This is a genomic window from Brevibacillus sp. LEMMJ03 (assembly GCF_007197875.1).
GTDB lineage: Bacteria > Bacillota > Bacilli > Brevibacillales > Brevibacillaceae > Brevibacillus > Brevibacillus thermoruber.
Window position 1 is genome coordinate 69,603 of record NZ_VKJN01000011.1, and the last position, 13,499, is coordinate 83,101.

General features: G+C 59.6%; 14 protein-coding genes and 11 tRNA genes. 19 read left to right on the top strand and 6 right to left on the bottom strand.

The features are described from left to right. Positions 1 to 323 precede the first annotated feature (323 nt). The 13 genes from FOI68_RS14925 (at position 324) to FOI68_RS14985 (ending at position 3,496) form a co-directional block, all read left to right on the top strand. Positions 324 to 986 carry a YitT family protein gene (locus FOI68_RS14925; protein ID WP_081904126.1) on the top strand — a complete coding sequence of 221 codons (663 nt, stop codon included), beginning with the start codon at positions 324 to 326 and terminating at the stop codon, positions 984 to 986. Positions 987 to 1,194: 208 nt separating this feature from the next. Next, positions 1,195 to 2,004, top strand: coding sequence for a hydroxyethylthiazole kinase (gene thiM, locus FOI68_RS14930; RefSeq protein ID WP_143863642.1), 810 nt, complete (start codon positions 1,195 to 1,197; stop codon positions 2,002 to 2,004). 244 nt (positions 2,005 to 2,248) lie between these two features. After that, a tRNA-Ser gene (locus FOI68_RS14935) sits at positions 2,249 to 2,341 on the top strand. Between the two features lie 10 nt (positions 2,342 to 2,351). Further along, positions 2,352 to 2,428: transfer RNA gene (locus FOI68_RS14940), tRNA-Glu, on the top strand. 90 nt (positions 2,429 to 2,518) lie between these two features. Further along, a tRNA-Val gene (locus FOI68_RS14945) sits at positions 2,519 to 2,594 on the top strand. Positions 2,595 to 2,616: 22 nt separating this feature from the next. Next, positions 2,617 to 2,703, top strand: a tRNA-Leu gene (locus FOI68_RS14950). 54 nt (positions 2,704 to 2,757) lie between these two features. After that, a tRNA-Gly gene (locus FOI68_RS14955) sits at positions 2,758 to 2,833 on the top strand. Positions 2,834 to 2,855: 22 nt separating this feature from the next. Next, positions 2,856 to 2,932: transfer RNA gene (locus FOI68_RS14960), tRNA-Arg, on the top strand. A 47-nt stretch (positions 2,933 to 2,979) separates the two neighbouring features. Next, positions 2,980 to 3,056: transfer RNA gene (locus tag FOI68_RS14965), tRNA-Pro, on the top strand. Positions 3,057 to 3,125: 69 nt separating this feature from the next. After that, positions 3,126 to 3,199 (top strand) — tRNA-Gly (locus FOI68_RS14970). 9 nt (positions 3,200 to 3,208) lie between these two features. After that, positions 3,209 to 3,285 (top strand) — tRNA-Met (locus FOI68_RS14975). A gap of 10 nt (positions 3,286 to 3,295) precedes the next feature. Beyond that, positions 3,296 to 3,371 (top strand) — tRNA-His (locus FOI68_RS14980). 40 nt (positions 3,372 to 3,411) lie between these two features. Then, positions 3,412 to 3,496, top strand: a tRNA-Leu gene (locus FOI68_RS14985). Between the two features lie 81 nt (positions 3,497 to 3,577). On the opposite strand, the gene FOI68_RS14990 is transcribed toward FOI68_RS14985, so the two are convergent. Both FOI68_RS14990 and FOI68_RS14995 read right to left on the bottom strand, forming a co-directional pair. Next, entirely contained in the window at positions 3,578 to 4,036 is a 459-nt protein-coding gene (locus FOI68_RS14990) for a DinB family protein (RefSeq protein WP_029099877.1), read from the bottom strand. Between the two features lie 208 nt (positions 4,037 to 4,244). After that, on the bottom strand, positions 4,245 to 5,153 hold the full coding sequence (locus tag FOI68_RS14995; protein WP_029099878.1) for an EamA family transporter: 909 nt from the start codon (positions 5,151 to 5,153) through the stop codon (positions 4,245 to 4,247). Between the two features lie 265 nt (positions 5,154 to 5,418). On the opposite strand from FOI68_RS14995, the gene rarD reads away from it, so the two are divergent. After that, positions 5,419 to 6,327 carry an EamA family transporter RarD gene (rarD, locus tag FOI68_RS15000; protein ID WP_143863643.1) on the top strand — a complete coding sequence of 303 codons (909 nt, stop codon included), beginning with the start codon at positions 5,419 to 5,421 and terminating at the stop codon, positions 6,325 to 6,327. A gap of 54 nt (positions 6,328 to 6,381) precedes the next feature. Here the strand turns inward: rarD and pdxK are convergent, their stop codons facing one another. Both pdxK and FOI68_RS23540 read right to left on the bottom strand, forming a co-directional pair. Next, a complete protein-coding gene (gene pdxK / locus FOI68_RS15005) occupies positions 6,382 to 7,197 on the bottom strand; it encodes a pyridoxine/pyridoxal/pyridoxamine kinase (protein WP_044899507.1) in 816 nt (271 codons plus the stop codon). 171 nt (positions 7,198 to 7,368) lie between these two features. Continuing rightward, positions 7,369 to 7,539 (bottom strand): hypothetical protein, encoded by a 171-nt coding sequence (locus tag FOI68_RS23540; RefSeq protein WP_185973963.1) that lies wholly within the window; start codon positions 7,537 to 7,539, stop codon positions 7,369 to 7,371. Between the two features lie 216 nt (positions 7,540 to 7,755). Between FOI68_RS23540 and FOI68_RS15010 the strand changes: the two genes are divergently transcribed. The 3 genes from FOI68_RS15010 to FOI68_RS15020 are packed head-to-tail and all read left to right on the top strand — an operon-like array spanning position 7,756 to position 11,489. Then, complete coding sequence (locus tag FOI68_RS15010) at positions 7,756 to 8,457, top strand: ABC transporter ATP-binding protein (protein WP_029099881.1); 702 nt, start codon at positions 7,756 to 7,758, stop codon at positions 8,455 to 8,457. Between the two features lie 24 nt (positions 8,458 to 8,481). Then, entirely contained in the window at positions 8,482 to 9,942 is a 1,461-nt protein-coding gene (locus tag FOI68_RS15015; protein ID WP_029099882.1) for an ABC transporter permease, read from the top strand. 20 nt (positions 9,943 to 9,962) lie between these two features. Next, the gene (locus tag FOI68_RS15020) at positions 9,963 to 11,489 is read left to right on the top strand and encodes an efflux RND transporter periplasmic adaptor subunit (protein WP_143863644.1); all 1,527 of its coding nucleotides are present in this window, start codon (positions 9,963 to 9,965) and stop codon (positions 11,487 to 11,489) included. Positions 11,490 to 11,596: 107 nt separating this feature from the next. On the opposite strand, the gene FOI68_RS15025 is transcribed toward FOI68_RS15020, so the two are convergent. Both FOI68_RS15025 and FOI68_RS23545 read right to left on the bottom strand, forming a co-directional pair. Beyond that, positions 11,597 to 12,382, bottom strand: a complete 786-nt coding sequence (locus FOI68_RS15025; RefSeq protein WP_143863645.1) for a class I SAM-dependent methyltransferase — start codon at positions 12,380 to 12,382, stop codon at positions 11,597 to 11,599. A gap of 95 nt (positions 12,383 to 12,477) precedes the next feature. Continuing rightward, positions 12,478 to 12,630 (bottom strand): hypothetical protein, encoded by a 153-nt coding sequence (locus FOI68_RS23545; RefSeq protein WP_162836744.1) that lies wholly within the window; start codon positions 12,628 to 12,630, stop codon positions 12,478 to 12,480. Between the two features lie 151 nt (positions 12,631 to 12,781). Between FOI68_RS23545 and FOI68_RS15030 the strand changes: the two genes are divergently transcribed. Then, the gene (locus FOI68_RS15030) at positions 12,782 to 13,237 is read left to right on the top strand and encodes a DUF1284 domain-containing protein (RefSeq protein WP_044899510.1); all 456 of its coding nucleotides are present in this window, start codon (positions 12,782 to 12,784) and stop codon (positions 13,235 to 13,237) included. A gap of 20 nt (positions 13,238 to 13,257) precedes the next feature. Continuing rightward, a complete protein-coding gene (locus FOI68_RS15035) occupies positions 13,258 to 13,488 on the top strand; it encodes a hypothetical protein (RefSeq protein ID WP_143863646.1) in 231 nt (76 codons plus the stop codon). Positions 13,489 to 13,499 lie beyond the last annotated feature (11 nt).

The following is a 13,499-nucleotide window of genomic DNA, read 5'->3' on the forward strand; positions in this document are numbered from 1 at the left end:
AGGCCCAAACGCGGGAAAGGCGCGATTTTTCCGGGAGGCGCCGGCTTTTGCGCCGTACGCACGTTCGCCAGCACACCCTGTATATGGTAAAATAGAGCCATGAAACAGGAAAGGATCTTGATACCGATGGGTCCGTACAAGACCGTCTGGAAACGTTATGACCTCTCCTACATCTAGCGACGTAGCCGTTGATCGTCTCTCGGGCGACCCAACCTGCTACGAAAGCGAGATTGTGGATATGAAACGAGATCGAATCGTCCGGAGTTCCTCCGTAGCCGGAAGGGCGCCCGCGCCAAAACGGTGTACGATGCGAGGAATACCAGATGAGGAGAGCAGTTGCGTACGTTCGACAATTGTGTTGGATTGTGTTCGGCGCGTTTGTTTTGGCTTTTGCGTATTACCACATCAATGCTCAGAACCACTTGTCGGAGGGCGGGTTTGTCGGGTTGGCCCTGCTGGCCAAGTACGCGTTTGACCTGTCGCCGGCGATCATGACGCTGGCGCTCGACATTCCGCTGTTTCTCGTCGCCTTTCACGTGAAGGGACGCCAGTTTCTGGCCAACACGATGATCGCTTCTTTCGCCTTTTCCGGCTTTTACGATTTGTTTGAGCGGTTCTCGCCGCTGCACATTGATCTGAGCGGCTTCATGCCGCTGGCCGCCCTGCTGTCCGGCCTGCTGACCGGATGGGGGGCGGGGATCGTGCTGCGATACGGCGGCGCCACCGGCGGGGACGACATCCTGGCCGTGCTGCTCAGCCGTCACACCGGTCTGTCGATCGGGACGGTCTTTCTCCTGCTGGACGCGCTGGTCCTCAGCCTGTCGCTGTTGTACCTGCCGCTCCGCGAAACGCTTTACACGATCCTGGCGGTGGCGATTGCCAGCCGGGTGATCAACTGGACCGCAGCCGCAGGCGGGCGGGCACACGATCGCGCCGAAGCCGAAACGGAAAGCATTCCGCGCTCGCTCACCCTGCCGCACCATTGATGCCGGACCGGCTTCAGACCGGATGAGTGAATCGCCGGCCGGTCCATCCAACGCGAACCCCTCCCGGAAAAACAGCGCGTACGGCTGTTTGCCGGGAGGGGTTTTTTTGCGGCAAAAGGGCCGCTTGTGTACGTACTTGTCTGTCTCCAGCCTCGATCTTGTGAGATAATGAGGGGACAAACCACCAAAGGATCAGGAGGCGCTTTTCATGACATTGCTTCAAGACATCGGGAACACGCTGGAGAAGGTGCGTGAGGCCAATCCCCTTGTCCACAACATCACCAACGTCGTCGTCACCAACTTTACCGCCAACGGCCTGTTGGCCCTGGGCGCTTCGCCTGTCATGGCGTACGCCAAGGAAGAGGTGGCGGACATGGCCAGGATCGCCGGCGCGCTGGTGCTGAACATCGGCACGCTGAATGAGGCGGAGGTGGAGGCCATGCTGATCGCGGGCCGGTCGGCCAATCAGCACGGCGTGCCGGTCATTTTCGACCCGGTGGGAGCGGGAGCGACCGCCTATCGGACGAAAACGGCCCAAACGATCATGCGGGAGGTCCGGGTGTCCGTCATTCGCGGCAACGCTGCGGAAATCGCTCATGTGATCGGCGAGAACTGGGCGATCAAAGGTGTCGATGCGGGCGAAGGGAGCGGCGATGCCGTCTCGCTCGCGCATTCGGCGGCGAAGCTGTTGGGCACGACCGTCGTAATCACGGGGAAAGAGGATGTCATCACGGACGGCCGCACCACCTACCTCATCCGCAACGGCCATCCCATCCTGACCAAAGTAACGGGAACGGGTTGTCTGCTCACGTCCGTTCTGGGCGCGTTTGCTGCGGTGGAGAAAGACGTGCTGCTGGCGGGGGCGTCCGCTCTCGTCAGCTATGGCGTGGCGGCGGAGCTGGCTGCTGCCGGCAGAGGAGCGGAGGGGCCGGGACGTTTTCAAATCGAGTTTTTGAATCAACTGGCGCGGATTTCTGCGGACGATGTCCACAGGTACGGAGCGATCGACCGCGTGTAAACCGGGGCGAAAGGAGAATCGACCGAGCGGCGGCCTGACTGCCGTCCCGCTGCTGCGCGAAAAGGGCCCCTTGTGAACAAGGGGCCTTTTCGTTGCCTTCCGAAAGCGGAACCGGTACAATGAAACAAGCGCACGGCCAACATCTTCTCTTTTAACCAGAAAAAAATTTTAAAATACCACTTGAAAAAGCTTTGGAGATGTGATAGATTAATTCTTGCCGATGAGAGAACGGCAAAAACGATCTGGATGGATGTCCGAGAGGCCGAAGGAGCACGATTGGAAATCGTGTAGACGGGGATAACTCGTCTCGTGGGTTCAAATCCCACTCCATCCGCCATCAAACACCTGGCCCGTTGGTGAAGTGGTTTAACACAGCAGCCTTTCACGCTGTCATTCAGGGGTTCGAATCCCCTACGGGTCACCATAGGAAAAGCCCCTGGCCCCTGTCCGGGGGACCCCCCGCAAAGCACTCGGATCTGCTGAGAAGCCTCCGTTTCACTTTGCGGGACGGAGCGGAGGCTTAGCTCAGCTGGGAGAGCATCTGCCTTACAAGCAGAGGGTCGGCGGTTCGATCCCGTCAGCCTCCACCACCTTTATGGGACAACGGCATATGCGGTCGTGGCGGAATTGGCAGACGCGCTAGATTCAGGTTCTAGTGGTGGCAACACCGTGGAGGTTCAAGTCCTCTCGACCGCACCATACCCAATGTCCAAGCTTCAGGAAATGCGCTTTTTTCGAGCGGTTCCGTCACGTGCGGACGTAGCTCAGCTGGTAGAGCGTCGCCTTGCCAAGGCGAAGGCCGCGGGTTCGAGCCCCGTCGTCCGCTCCAGTTCAACACCCTTACATGTTTTGTGCCCTTAGCTCAGCTGGATAGAGCGTTTGACTACGAATCAAAAGGTCGGGAGTTCGAATCTCTCAGGGCACGCCATACGCAAGAGGTGGGAAGTTGGCGCAGCCCGCGTCTCACCTCCACGTCGGGAAGTGGCTCAGCTTGGTAGAGCGCTTGGTTCGGGACCAAGAGGTCGCAGGTTCAAATCCTGTCTTCCCGACCATTCTTTTTCTCATCAGCAACGGGCGGCGCAGAGCGGCATCCGATCTTCTGCGCTGACCGATTATCGCGTGCGGGTGTAGTTCAATGGTAGAACCCCAGCCTTCCAAGCTGGTCGCGTGGGTTCGATTCCCATCACCCGCTCCATATATTTCTGGCGGTGTAGCTCAGCTGGCTAGAGCGTTCGGTTCATACCCGAAAGGTCGGGGGTTCAAGCCCCTCCACCGCTACCATATGTTCATGGCGATCGTGGCGAAGTGGTTAACGCACCGGATTGTGGCTCCGGCATTCGTGGGTTCGATTCCCATCGATCGCCCCATTTTCATGTTCACCAAGGGAAGTCCCCAACCCAGACACATGCGGTCGTGGTGGAATTGGCAGACACACCATCTTGAGGGGGTGGCGGGGCGACCCGTGCGAGTTCGAGTCTCGCCGACCGCACCATCTATTATCAGCAAGCACAGCCCGGTGAGTGCAGCAAATCGCTGCAGGCGCCGGGCTTTTTGGTTTGAGTCGGCTGCTGTACTAGATAAAGCGCTTGATGTCGTTGATCGCCGCGAGATGCAGCCCCTCGTGAAAAATGGTTCGCACCAAAACCTGGGCGATCGTGTGCATGCCCGACTCCGTGGCGGGAAACTCTTCTTCCAGCCGGTGGCCGTACGTCTCCCGGATGAAGCGCGGCTGTTCCTGCAGAAGCTGCCGCAGCGTATCCAGCGAAGGCGGAGTCGCACGCCAGTCCGCCGGTTTCGTGCCGTAGTTGAACCACTCGCGAAAGCCCTCGGGCAGAGGGATCTCTTCCTTGGTCAAATGGATGATCCACAGATACTGGTCAAGGTAGATATGGCCCAGATGCCAGCGAATGTTGTTGGAAAAACCGGCGGGAATGACATCCGCCTGTTCCTCCGTGAGGTGTAAGACGGAATCGAGTGTCGCTTGCCGGTAATCGAGCAGTTGAGTGAACAAAACGTTATGCCGCTTTTCCATGGTCAGGCGTCCCCTTCACTTTCGAAATTTTGTGATGATTCAATTCGCGGCGGTTTCGCCATTTCCTGTCGGGGCGGCAAAACGGATTGGGAGCGGAGAACGCAAAGAAAGCGGGCGTGCTAACCCTGTATCCGGTCGGCACGCCCGCATGGCGTAGGATGCAGAAGCGCTGAACCGTGCAGCGCCTACCCGTACCCGGCGGCTTCCGTTACATCCCGTGCCGGTGCGGCTGCCGGGCGGGGGCGAACAGCCGGTTCCACTTGATCTGCGGCACGGCGATGGCGGCCAGAATCATCAGGACGCCGCCCCACTGGCTGAGGCTGACCTGTTCGCGCAGCACCAGACTGGAGAGCAGCACGACCGTCGGCAGTTCGGCGGCGCTGAGAATGGTCGCCAGTCCGTTGCCGATGCGCGGAACGCCGATCGACAGACAGAGAATCGGGATGGCCGAGCCGAAGCAGGCCACCAGCAGGGCGTACGGCAGGAGCCCGTCCCACAGTCTGCCGTTGATGAGGAAGGTCGGCGGGTAGGCCAGCGACAGGATCAGCGCGGCCAGGCCGATGGAGACGGCGCTGCGCAGGTACGGATTCATGTCCGGCGCCAGCCGTCCGCTGAGAAAGATCACCATGGCAAACGTAAAGCCGGACAGCAGGCCATAGATCAGGCCGGTGAAGCTGACGTCCTTCAGGCCGGTTTCCGCCAGGCCGCTGGCGAGCACGGTGCCGATGCCGAGGAGGACCAGCGAGACCCATTTTTCCGGTCCGGGCCATTTGCGGTCGGCGATCGACTCGATCAGCACGCCGATCCAGGTAAACTGGAAGAGCAGCACGATGGCGAGCGAGGCCGGGATGTCGCTGACCGCCCGGTGATAAAACAGGCTGGTGCCCGCCATCATCAGGCTGGACGGCAGCAGGATCAGCAGGTGGAGCAGTCGAAACCGCTCCCTGGACAAGAACAGCGCGACGACGGACATGATCAGCGCGCCGAACACGAGCTGCCCGCCGCTTAATTCGTATGGGGTAAAACCGGCGTGAAAGGCGAATTTCATGATGACGGAGAGCACGCCGTAGCTGCACGCTCCGGCCAGGACGAGCAGCACGGATCGCCAGTATGTCATGAGCGAACGTTCCTTTCCTGTGACAAAACATAAGAGTGTGAGCCTATTGTACAATAGATTCGGAAATGATACAATAAAAGTTTATGTATCGCTTCATCTGGCTGCCGTGATAATTCGTTACCATGCTAAACAACTGCCTTGGCAGCGCGCGAACATGTGCCGGCCGTGACGCCCGGGACCGGTATGCTGCTTGTGAATAGATAGCTGTTCCGGCCTGCTTCGGCTACACTAGAGATGACAAGAGAGAATGATGGAGGCAGGAGAGATGAGGAAGGGTGTCTTCTACGCGGTGGCCGCCTATTTGGCCTGGGGATTGCTGCCGCTCTATTGGAAGGTGTTTCAGGAAATGGCCGCGTGGGAAATTCTCGCCCACCGGATCGTCTGGTCCGTCTTTTTTGTCGCCCTGCTGCTGTTTGTGACGAAGCGCTGGCGGCAGATGAAGGAGGCCGTTTCCACGGCGAAGGAAAGGGGCGCGCTCTTCCTGTGTTCGCTGTTTGTCAGCGCCAACTGGTTGATTTTCATCTGGGCGGTCAACAACGGCAACGTGATGGAAACCAGCCTCGGGTACTACATCAACCCGCTGCTGAACGTGCTCTTTGGCGTCTTGTTCCTCAAAGAGCGGCTGGGAAAGGGGCAGTGGACAGCCATCGCGCTGGCCGCGGCCGGCGTCTCCGTGATGACGGTGCATTACGGCAGGGTGCCGTGGGTCGCCATTTCCCTCGCGTTGACGTTCGCCTGCTACGGACTGGTCAAAAAGATGATCAAACTGGAAGCGATCGTCAGTCTGGCCTGGGAAACGCTGGTGGTGGCACCGCTTGCGCTGGGGTATCTGGTGACGCTGCACGTCAGCGGGACGGATACGCTTTCCCACGTGGCGGGCTGGCAGATTGCGCTGTTGACCCTGTCCGGCGTGGCGACGGCCCTGCCGCTCTACTGGTTCGCCCAAGCCGCCAAGCTGCTGCCGCTGTCCACGGTTGGATTTATCCAGTACCTGGCCCCGTCAATCTCGCTGTCCATGGCGGTCTTCCTGTTCGGCGAGAAGTTTACCAACATCCACCTGGTCAGCTTCGGCCTGATCTGGAGCGCGCTGATCGTGTTCACGGTCAGCACGATGCGGAAAAAGCCGGTTCCCGCACAGCGGCCGGTGGAGCTGGCGATCAAAAAGGAAGCGTAAAACAAAAAAACTCCAATCTGTCCCGATTGGCGGACGGATTGGAGTTTTTTGCTGTCAGGCTTTTTGCAGGCTGCGGTATGCGCCGTGATGCGTCGGTCCGACGTATTGGTTGAGCGGGAAGGAGTGGCGGATCGCTTCGGTGATGAACGCCTTGGCTACCGCTACCGCCTCGCGTACCGATTTGCCTTTGGCCAGCTCCGCACAGATGGCGGCGGAGTAGGTGCAGCCGGCGCCGTGCGTGTAGGTGGTGTTGATCCGCTCGCCTTCCAGAATGTCAAACGTGTGGCCGTCGTACAGGACGTCAATCGCTTTTTCGTGCGCGAGCTTGCCGCCGCCTTTCACCAGCACGTAGGCCGCCCCTTTGTCGTGAATGCGCTTGGCGGCTTCTTTCATGTCGTCGACGGTTTTCAGCGCCCCCATTTGGCTCAACTGACCGGCCTCAAACAGGTTGGGGGTAACGACAGTGGCCCGGGGAACGAGGACGTCGCGCAGGCTGGCCGCCACTTCCGGGTGAAGCACTTCGTCCGCCCCCTTGCAGACAAGCACCGGGTCGACGACGACGTTCTTCAATTGGTATTGATCGATTTTCCTGGCCGCCAGCTCGATCAGCTCCGTCGTGCCCAGCATGCCGGTTTTCACGGCGTCGACGCCGATGCCGGAGAGGACCGTTTCCAACTGCTTCTCCAGGGTGCCGAGGTCGATTGGAAACACCTCGTGAAACCAGGAATTGTGCGGATCTTGGGCAACAATCACGGTCAGGGCGGTCATTCCGTAGACGCCCAGCTCCTGAAACGTCTTCAGGTCGGCCTGGATGCCGGCGCCGCCGCTGGTGTCAGATCCCGCGATGGTTAACGCTTTGCGAATCGTCATGGCAGATGTCTCCCTTTGCAGCCGCAACTGGTGGTGCGGTTCGTTCTGTTCTACCTAAATTGAAGAGGAAAACAAGAGCGGTGTCAATACGTTCGCCCGATGAAAAAACGCCTCTCCGGCGGGGAGAAGCGTTCCGTGATCCTGGGCGGTTTTCTATGTAGGTTTTCTCTATTAGACAGATGCAATGTGATGGAACGAGAAGGTGATCGGGGTGGACATGGCCTTGGCGCGCTGCGAGGCGAGGCGCTTGGCCTCTTTGGCTGCCTCAAACATGCTGGGTGCCTTGATGATTTCAATCCATTGACGTGACGCCGTCTCAAACAAAAACCGATAGATTCTCATCGTCAATCTGCCCTCTCTCGTTTTTGTTCACACCTTTATTGTATCAACGCGCTGGAAGCATTAGGTTACCGGGGTGTTACATTTTCTTGAAGAAAGTGTTGCTGTTGCGTGAACAAGAAAAGTTTTTCCAGCGCTTCGTTACGTTTTTCCTGTTTTTGCGTCTATAGATAAAGGATGCCAATTTTACACGGAACGACAAACGAGGTGGAAAACGAGATGGCCAACGGAACAGGCGAATTGACGGTGACGGGCGTCAATCACAGCTACGGGACGGGCAAGATCAAGGTTCCCGTGCTGTTCGACATCAATCTGCACGTCGACAAAGGGGAGTTTGTCGCCCTGTGCGGATCGTCAGGATCGGGCAAGTCGACGCTGTTGAACCTGCTGGCCGGTTTGACCAAACCGGACGAGGGGAGCATTTTCGTCAACGGGGAAGAAATCTCCCGCTTCAGCGAGAACGAACTGTGTCTGTTTCGCCGGCGATGCATGGGCTTTATTTTTCAATCGTACAACCTGCTGCCCAACCTGACCGCGCTGGAAAACGTGGAACTGCCGCTGATTTTTGCCGGCGAAAGCCGAAAAAGCAGACGGGCCAAAGCAAAGGAGATGTTGGAGCGGGTCGGGTTGGAAGGACGGATGGACCACAAGCCGAACGAATTGAGCGGCGGCCAGCAGCAGCGGGTGAGCATCGCCCGCGCCCTGGTCAACCAGCCCAGCATTGTGCTTGCCGACGAACCGACCGGGAATCTGGACAGCAAAACCGAGCAGGAAATCCTGGAGCTGATGAGGCGGATGAACCGCGAAAACGGCACGACGTTTATCATCGTCACCCACGAACAGGAAGTGGCGGAACAGTCCGACCGCGTCATCTATCTGCAGGACGGACGGGTCGTGCAAAAACGGACGAAACCGGCATGAGAGAGGGTATGAGGTGAACCTACTGTGAAACTACTGGATTCGTTTCGCATCGTCTGGCGAAACTTGTGGCGCATGAAGCTGCGCACGGCGCTCACCTCCGTGGGCGTCATGATCGGGACGGCCGCCATTGTGGCGATGATCGCCCTCAGTCTGGGACTGAAGGAAAACGCCGTCAAGAGCCTGGAGAACTTCGGCAACCTGACGGAGCTGGACGTGCAGCCGGCCTTTTTCGATTACGAAAAGGACGAGCCCATCCCGGACGATCAGCGGAAAAAGCTGAACATGGACGCGGTGCGGGAGATCAAGGGCATATCCGGGGTGGCGGCGGTCATGCCGATCAAGCGGATACAAGGGGAAGCCAAGCTGAAAGTGGGCAGGCGGGAAGGGTTTATCGAGGTGATCGGGGTGGACGCGCTCGAATCGGCCGCCTACCGCAAGAATGACGTGGAAAAAGGCAGCTACCTGAGCGGATCGCCGCAGGAAATCGTCGTGGCCTATCACGTTGCCGGCAATTTGCGGGACGTGGAAAAGGAACGGCGGGAAGCGCGGCGGAGAAGCGCGGACGCCAACCGGGGCGGGGGAGCGGAGATGATGCCGCCTCGCTTCGGGAGGGGCGAGGAGGCCCCCCAATCGTTCAATCTCGTCGACAAGACGGCTACGATCGTGCTGACGCGCGAGTACCGGATCGATGACGAGCCGCACTTCGAAAAGAAGGAAGTCCGCGTGAGAGTCGTCGGCCAACTGCGGCAGTCGGAAAACCGCCGCTACGGAAACGCCGTCTATGCGCCGCTCGGCCTGGTGAAAGAGATGAACGACTGGCTCAACCGCAGCCGGGGGGACGAATTCGGCGATGGCGGCGGCAGCACCCGGCGCACCCGCGAGACTGCGCAGCAGGACAGCTTTGAGTTTGACGAGATGACGGTGAAGGTGGAGTCGCGCGAGAAGGTGGAGAGCGTCGTAAAGGCGCTGCAGGAACGCGGGTTTGAAGTCTGGTCGCCCGCCCGCGAACTGGAGCAGATCAACAAGTTCTTCTTCGTCATCCAGATCGTGCTGGGCGGGATTGCCGCTGTCTCGCTGCTGGTCGCCACGATCGGCATCGTCAACACGATGATCATGTCCATTCTGGAGCGGACCAAGGAAATCGGCATCATGAAGGTCATCGGCGCCACCGTGTACAACATCCGCTGGCTGTTCCTGATGGAATCGGGCTTCATCGGATTGATTGGCGGACTGGCCGGCCTCGGCATCGCCTGGGGAGCGGTGGAACTGGTCAACTACTTCGGGGAAGCGGGTGGAATCATGAGCAGCCTCAACATCGGCTTCGGCGGACCGGAGGGAGAGGAGAAGCTGCGCCTTGCCGTCATCCCGTCGTGGCTGTCGCTGTTCGCCATCGGGTTTTCGTTTGTCATCGGTTTGCTGGCGGGCATTTTCCCGGCCATCCGCGCCTCCCGGTTAAGCGCGCTGCAAGCCATTCGATCTGAATAAAGAATGTGGGGATAGGGAGTATGAACAAGAAAACGTGGATCATTCTTTCGGCAGTCGTTGTCCTGTTGGGCGGAGGAGGATACGCCGGCTATCACTATCTCGGATCCAAAGACGCCGCCGCCGAACAGCCGCAGGAGGGGCCGCCCTCCTTTCCCACCGCAGTCGTGGACAGGGGGGACGTGAAAAAGACCATCTTTGCCTCCGGGACCGTGGAAGCGAAGGCACGCGAAGAGGTAAAACCGGAACTGGCCGGCAAGGTGGAGCAGGTCTTTGTGAAAGAGGGGCAGCGCGTGAACAAAGGGGATCCGCTGTTCTCCATCGACAGCACGGACGCCGCCCTGGAGCTGCAAAAGCAGGAGCTGAGCATTGTCCGCGCCCAGAGGGAACTGAACGATTTGAAAAAACGGAAGGACAGGATTGCCTTTTCCATGGGCGGCAAGGTGAAGGAAGTGCTGGTCAAGGAAGGGGATACGGTGACACCGGAGACCGTGGTCGCCAAACTGGTCGACACCGATCACCTGAAGATTACCGGAAAGTTTTCCGCCTTTGAAGCGGAGCACTTCAAGGTGGGACAAAAGGTGAAAGTGTTTATCTCGGCGTCGATGATCTTTCTCGACGGTACGGTTACCAAGGTCGACCTGATCGGGAAGAAGGAAAAAGGCGTCGGCGGGGTCCACGACGTGGAGGTGCTGGTGAAAAAGCCCGGAGCGCTGTACGTGGGAGACCTGGGAGAAGTGCAGTACGTCGACCCGAACGGCGTTCTGTTCGCCAGCCAGATGGCGACGCCGTTTGAAGACCCGGACGTCGTGGAGGTCGTGGCCGGCACCCACGGCAAGGTCGGCAAGGTGGAAGTGGAAAACGGCGACGAGGTCAAGGCAGGCCAACTGCTGGCGAAAATGGACATGTCCGCCTCCGAACTGGACCTGAAGGAGAAGGAACTGGCCTTGAAGGAGTTGCTCTTGACCCTGGAGCAGAAGAAGCGGGAGATCGCGAAAAAGCGGGTGACGGCGCCGATCAGCGGGGTGATTACCAAGCTGGAGGTCAAACCGGGCGAGACGCCGGACTCCGGCAAGCCGGCCGCGGTCATCATGGACAGCAGCGCCGTGTATTTTGTGGCGGCTGTGGATGAAATCGACATTCCGTCCATCCGGGTGGGGCAGACGGCCGAGGTGTACGTGACGGCGTTTGGCAACAAGCCGTTTACCGGCACGGTGGTGGACGTGCCCAAAGAGGGGACGAAAGAGGACAAGTCGGTCCGCTTCGCGGTGAAAATCGAGCTGACCGACGCCGCCGAGATGAAGCACGGAATGACCGGCGACTGCGACATTTACGTGGAGAAGAAGGAAAACGTGCTCCGGCTGCCGCTGCAGGCGGTCGACGTGCTGGAGGACGGCAAGGGAACCGTCATGGTGAAGGATCCGAAAACCGGGGAGCCGACGCCGAAAGAAGTGGAGATCGGCATCGAAGGGTCGGAATTCATCGAAATCAAGAGCGGCATCGCGGAAGGCGAGGAAGTGCTGATGATGAACGGCGGCGAAGGCATGTAGCACGGCCGTATCCGCACGTCCCCGGCTCAAAAGGAACCCGCCTGCTTGTGCCATTGCGGCAGAGCAGGCGGGTTGTTTGATTGGCAGCCGTACGCAGCCGATCCGCTTTACGGCAGCGGCCTTTGCTCGTGCGGCTTGAGGGCGGCGACCCTGATCCGGCTGTAGTCCAAGACCCAGGAGCCGTCGCGGAACAAGGTGGGCCGCAGCCGATCGGCGATCATCGTGCAGGTCTCGTCCTTTTCCTGCGGCGGCATGTCGGCAAAAAACGGGCCGCAGAACGCATCCAGCCAGTGGCGCAGCCCCTGTTCCCCGTCCGGAAGCGGTGTGGGCCGTTCGAAGTGCTGCGCCAGTTTGACGACAAAGCCCTGCCGTTCCAGAAGCGAGGTGTAGGCGCCGATGCCGGGGAAGTACCAGGGGTTGCGGCTGTCCGCATCGCGCCCCTTGTCTGCCAGGACGGCGCGGATGGCCTGGACGACCCGTTCCACGTTGCCCGCTCCGCCAAACTCGGCCACGAACCGTCCGCCCGGCTTGAGCGCCAGCCACACCTGGCGGATGACGGCTTCCGGCCGCTTCATCCAGTGCAGGGCGGCGTTGGAAAAGACGGCGTCAAACGGTTCCTCCGTCACGAACGTCTCGGCGTTGGCGACGAAAAACCGCAGCGCGGGGTATTTGCTCCGCGCCGTGTCAATCATGTCGGCGGACAGGTCCATTCCCGTCGGCACAGCCCCGGCCTTGGCCATCTCGGCGCAGAGATCGCCCGTTCCGCAGCCCAGGTCGAGAATCGTTTCCCCCGGCTGCGGCTGAAGCCATTCCAGCACGCCTTTGCCAAACCGGGAGACAAAGTCCATCTTGCCGTCGTACAGCCGTGCGTTCCAGCGGTTCTCTACATGCATGGAAAATCCCTCCTTGGTATGGTTGTACCAGTGGAGGGTTTATTCGTCAAATCTATAAAAAGTATAAAGTCTATAGTTATTTCCTATTTATGCTGCTATATCCGGTCAAGATACAGCGTGGTTACAGAGGTGGAGTCGCCGTTTTCGATTTCTTCCTCCGTCGCCTCTTCTTCCAGCTCGTCCATCTCCATCCCGGGCGCGATGGTCGGTTCGTGCTTCGGATTGCGCTCGTCCGTCCGCTTGTCCATCGATCCTGCCTCCTTTCGCTTGGGCTGTCCCTAGCGTTTGCCAGCAGCGGGGGCATTATGCCTGTCCCGGCGGCCGCCTTGTGGAGGGATGGCGAAAGCAGTACGATAAAACCAAGGAAAGATGCCGGGTGTCGGCAGGGAGGAGGAACGTATGGAACCGATTGTGCTGCGCGGCCATCATCTGCTGTGCGTTCACGGGTTTCAGGGGATGGGGTACAGCCCCGCGTTTGTCGCCAAAATGGGGGAAATCGTCGAGCGGATCCGCGATCCCCGGCAGGATTTTCCCATTCGGGTGGTGCGGGGATTCGACGACACGTGCCAGGCGTGTCCCAACAAGGGAGCGGAACGGTGCGAAGCTTCTCCCGATTCGGAAGAGCACGTGCAGACGCTGGACCGCAACGTTCTGGCCCATCTGGGATTGACGGCGGGAGAGGTCTACCTCAAATCGGAACTGGTGGAGCGCACCCGCCGCCTGGTGGAACCGGACGATCTGGCCTTCCTGTGCGCCGGATGCTCCTGGTACGAATACGGCGTGTGCCGCGAGGGCATCGCCCGCTTGCGCCAGACGCAGGCCGCCAGCAGGCAGGAGCGGAAATCCGCCCCATAGCGGGAAAGGAGAGAGGAATCGTGACGGACGAAGAGCGCGGCGTATTGGAAAAGCTGGGGTTCCGGTTGGAGGACGGCGCGGTGAAACATCTCAAGCTGGGGATCGTAGAACGATGTGAGGTCTTTGAGGGATTTGCTTCCCTCGCGGAGCTGGAGGCCTTTGCAAAGGCGATGCTGCGCACCCGCTGTCGGCTGCGCAAAACGGCCGCACAGCCAGGCGGCGAGAGGCAGACGCGTGACAAAAGGAGATGAGTTGAGTCGGA

Excerpts from the sequence above, each read along its gene's own strand:
- FOI68_RS14925 (WP_081904126.1), top strand. The coding sequence starts at position 324 with ATGAGGAGAGCAGTTGCGTACGTTCGACAATTGTGTTGGATTGTGTTC.
- thiM (WP_143863642.1), top strand. The coding sequence starts at position 1,195 with ATGACATTGCTTCAAGACATCGGGAACACGCTGGAGAAGGTGCGTGAG.
- FOI68_RS14990 (WP_029099877.1), bottom strand. The coding sequence starts at position 4,036 with ATGGAAAAGCGGCATAACGTTTTGTTCACTCAACTGCTCGATTACCGG.
- FOI68_RS14995 (WP_029099878.1), bottom strand. The coding sequence starts at position 5,153 with ATGACATACTGGCGATCCGTGCTGCTCGTCCTGGCCGGAGCGTGCAGC.
- rarD (WP_143863643.1), top strand. The coding sequence starts at position 5,419 with ATGAGGAAGGGTGTCTTCTACGCGGTGGCCGCCTATTTGGCCTGGGGA.
- pdxK (WP_044899507.1), bottom strand. The coding sequence starts at position 7,197 with ATGACGATTCGCAAAGCGTTAACCATCGCGGGATCTGACACCAGCGGC.
- FOI68_RS23540 (WP_185973963.1), bottom strand. The coding sequence starts at position 7,539 with ATGAGAATCTATCGGTTTTTGTTTGAGACGGCGTCACGTCAATGGATT.
- FOI68_RS15010 (WP_029099881.1), top strand. The coding sequence starts at position 7,756 with ATGGCCAACGGAACAGGCGAATTGACGGTGACGGGCGTCAATCACAGC.
- FOI68_RS15020 (WP_143863644.1), top strand. The coding sequence starts at position 9,963 with ATGAACAAGAAAACGTGGATCATTCTTTCGGCAGTCGTTGTCCTGTTG.
- FOI68_RS15025 (WP_143863645.1), bottom strand. The coding sequence starts at position 12,382 with ATGCATGTAGAGAACCGCTGGAACGCACGGCTGTACGACGGCAAGATG.
- FOI68_RS23545 (WP_162836744.1), bottom strand. The coding sequence starts at position 12,630 with ATGGACAAGCGGACGGACGAGCGCAATCCGAAGCACGAACCGACCATC.
- FOI68_RS15030 (WP_044899510.1), top strand. The coding sequence starts at position 12,782 with ATGGAACCGATTGTGCTGCGCGGCCATCATCTGCTGTGCGTTCACGGG.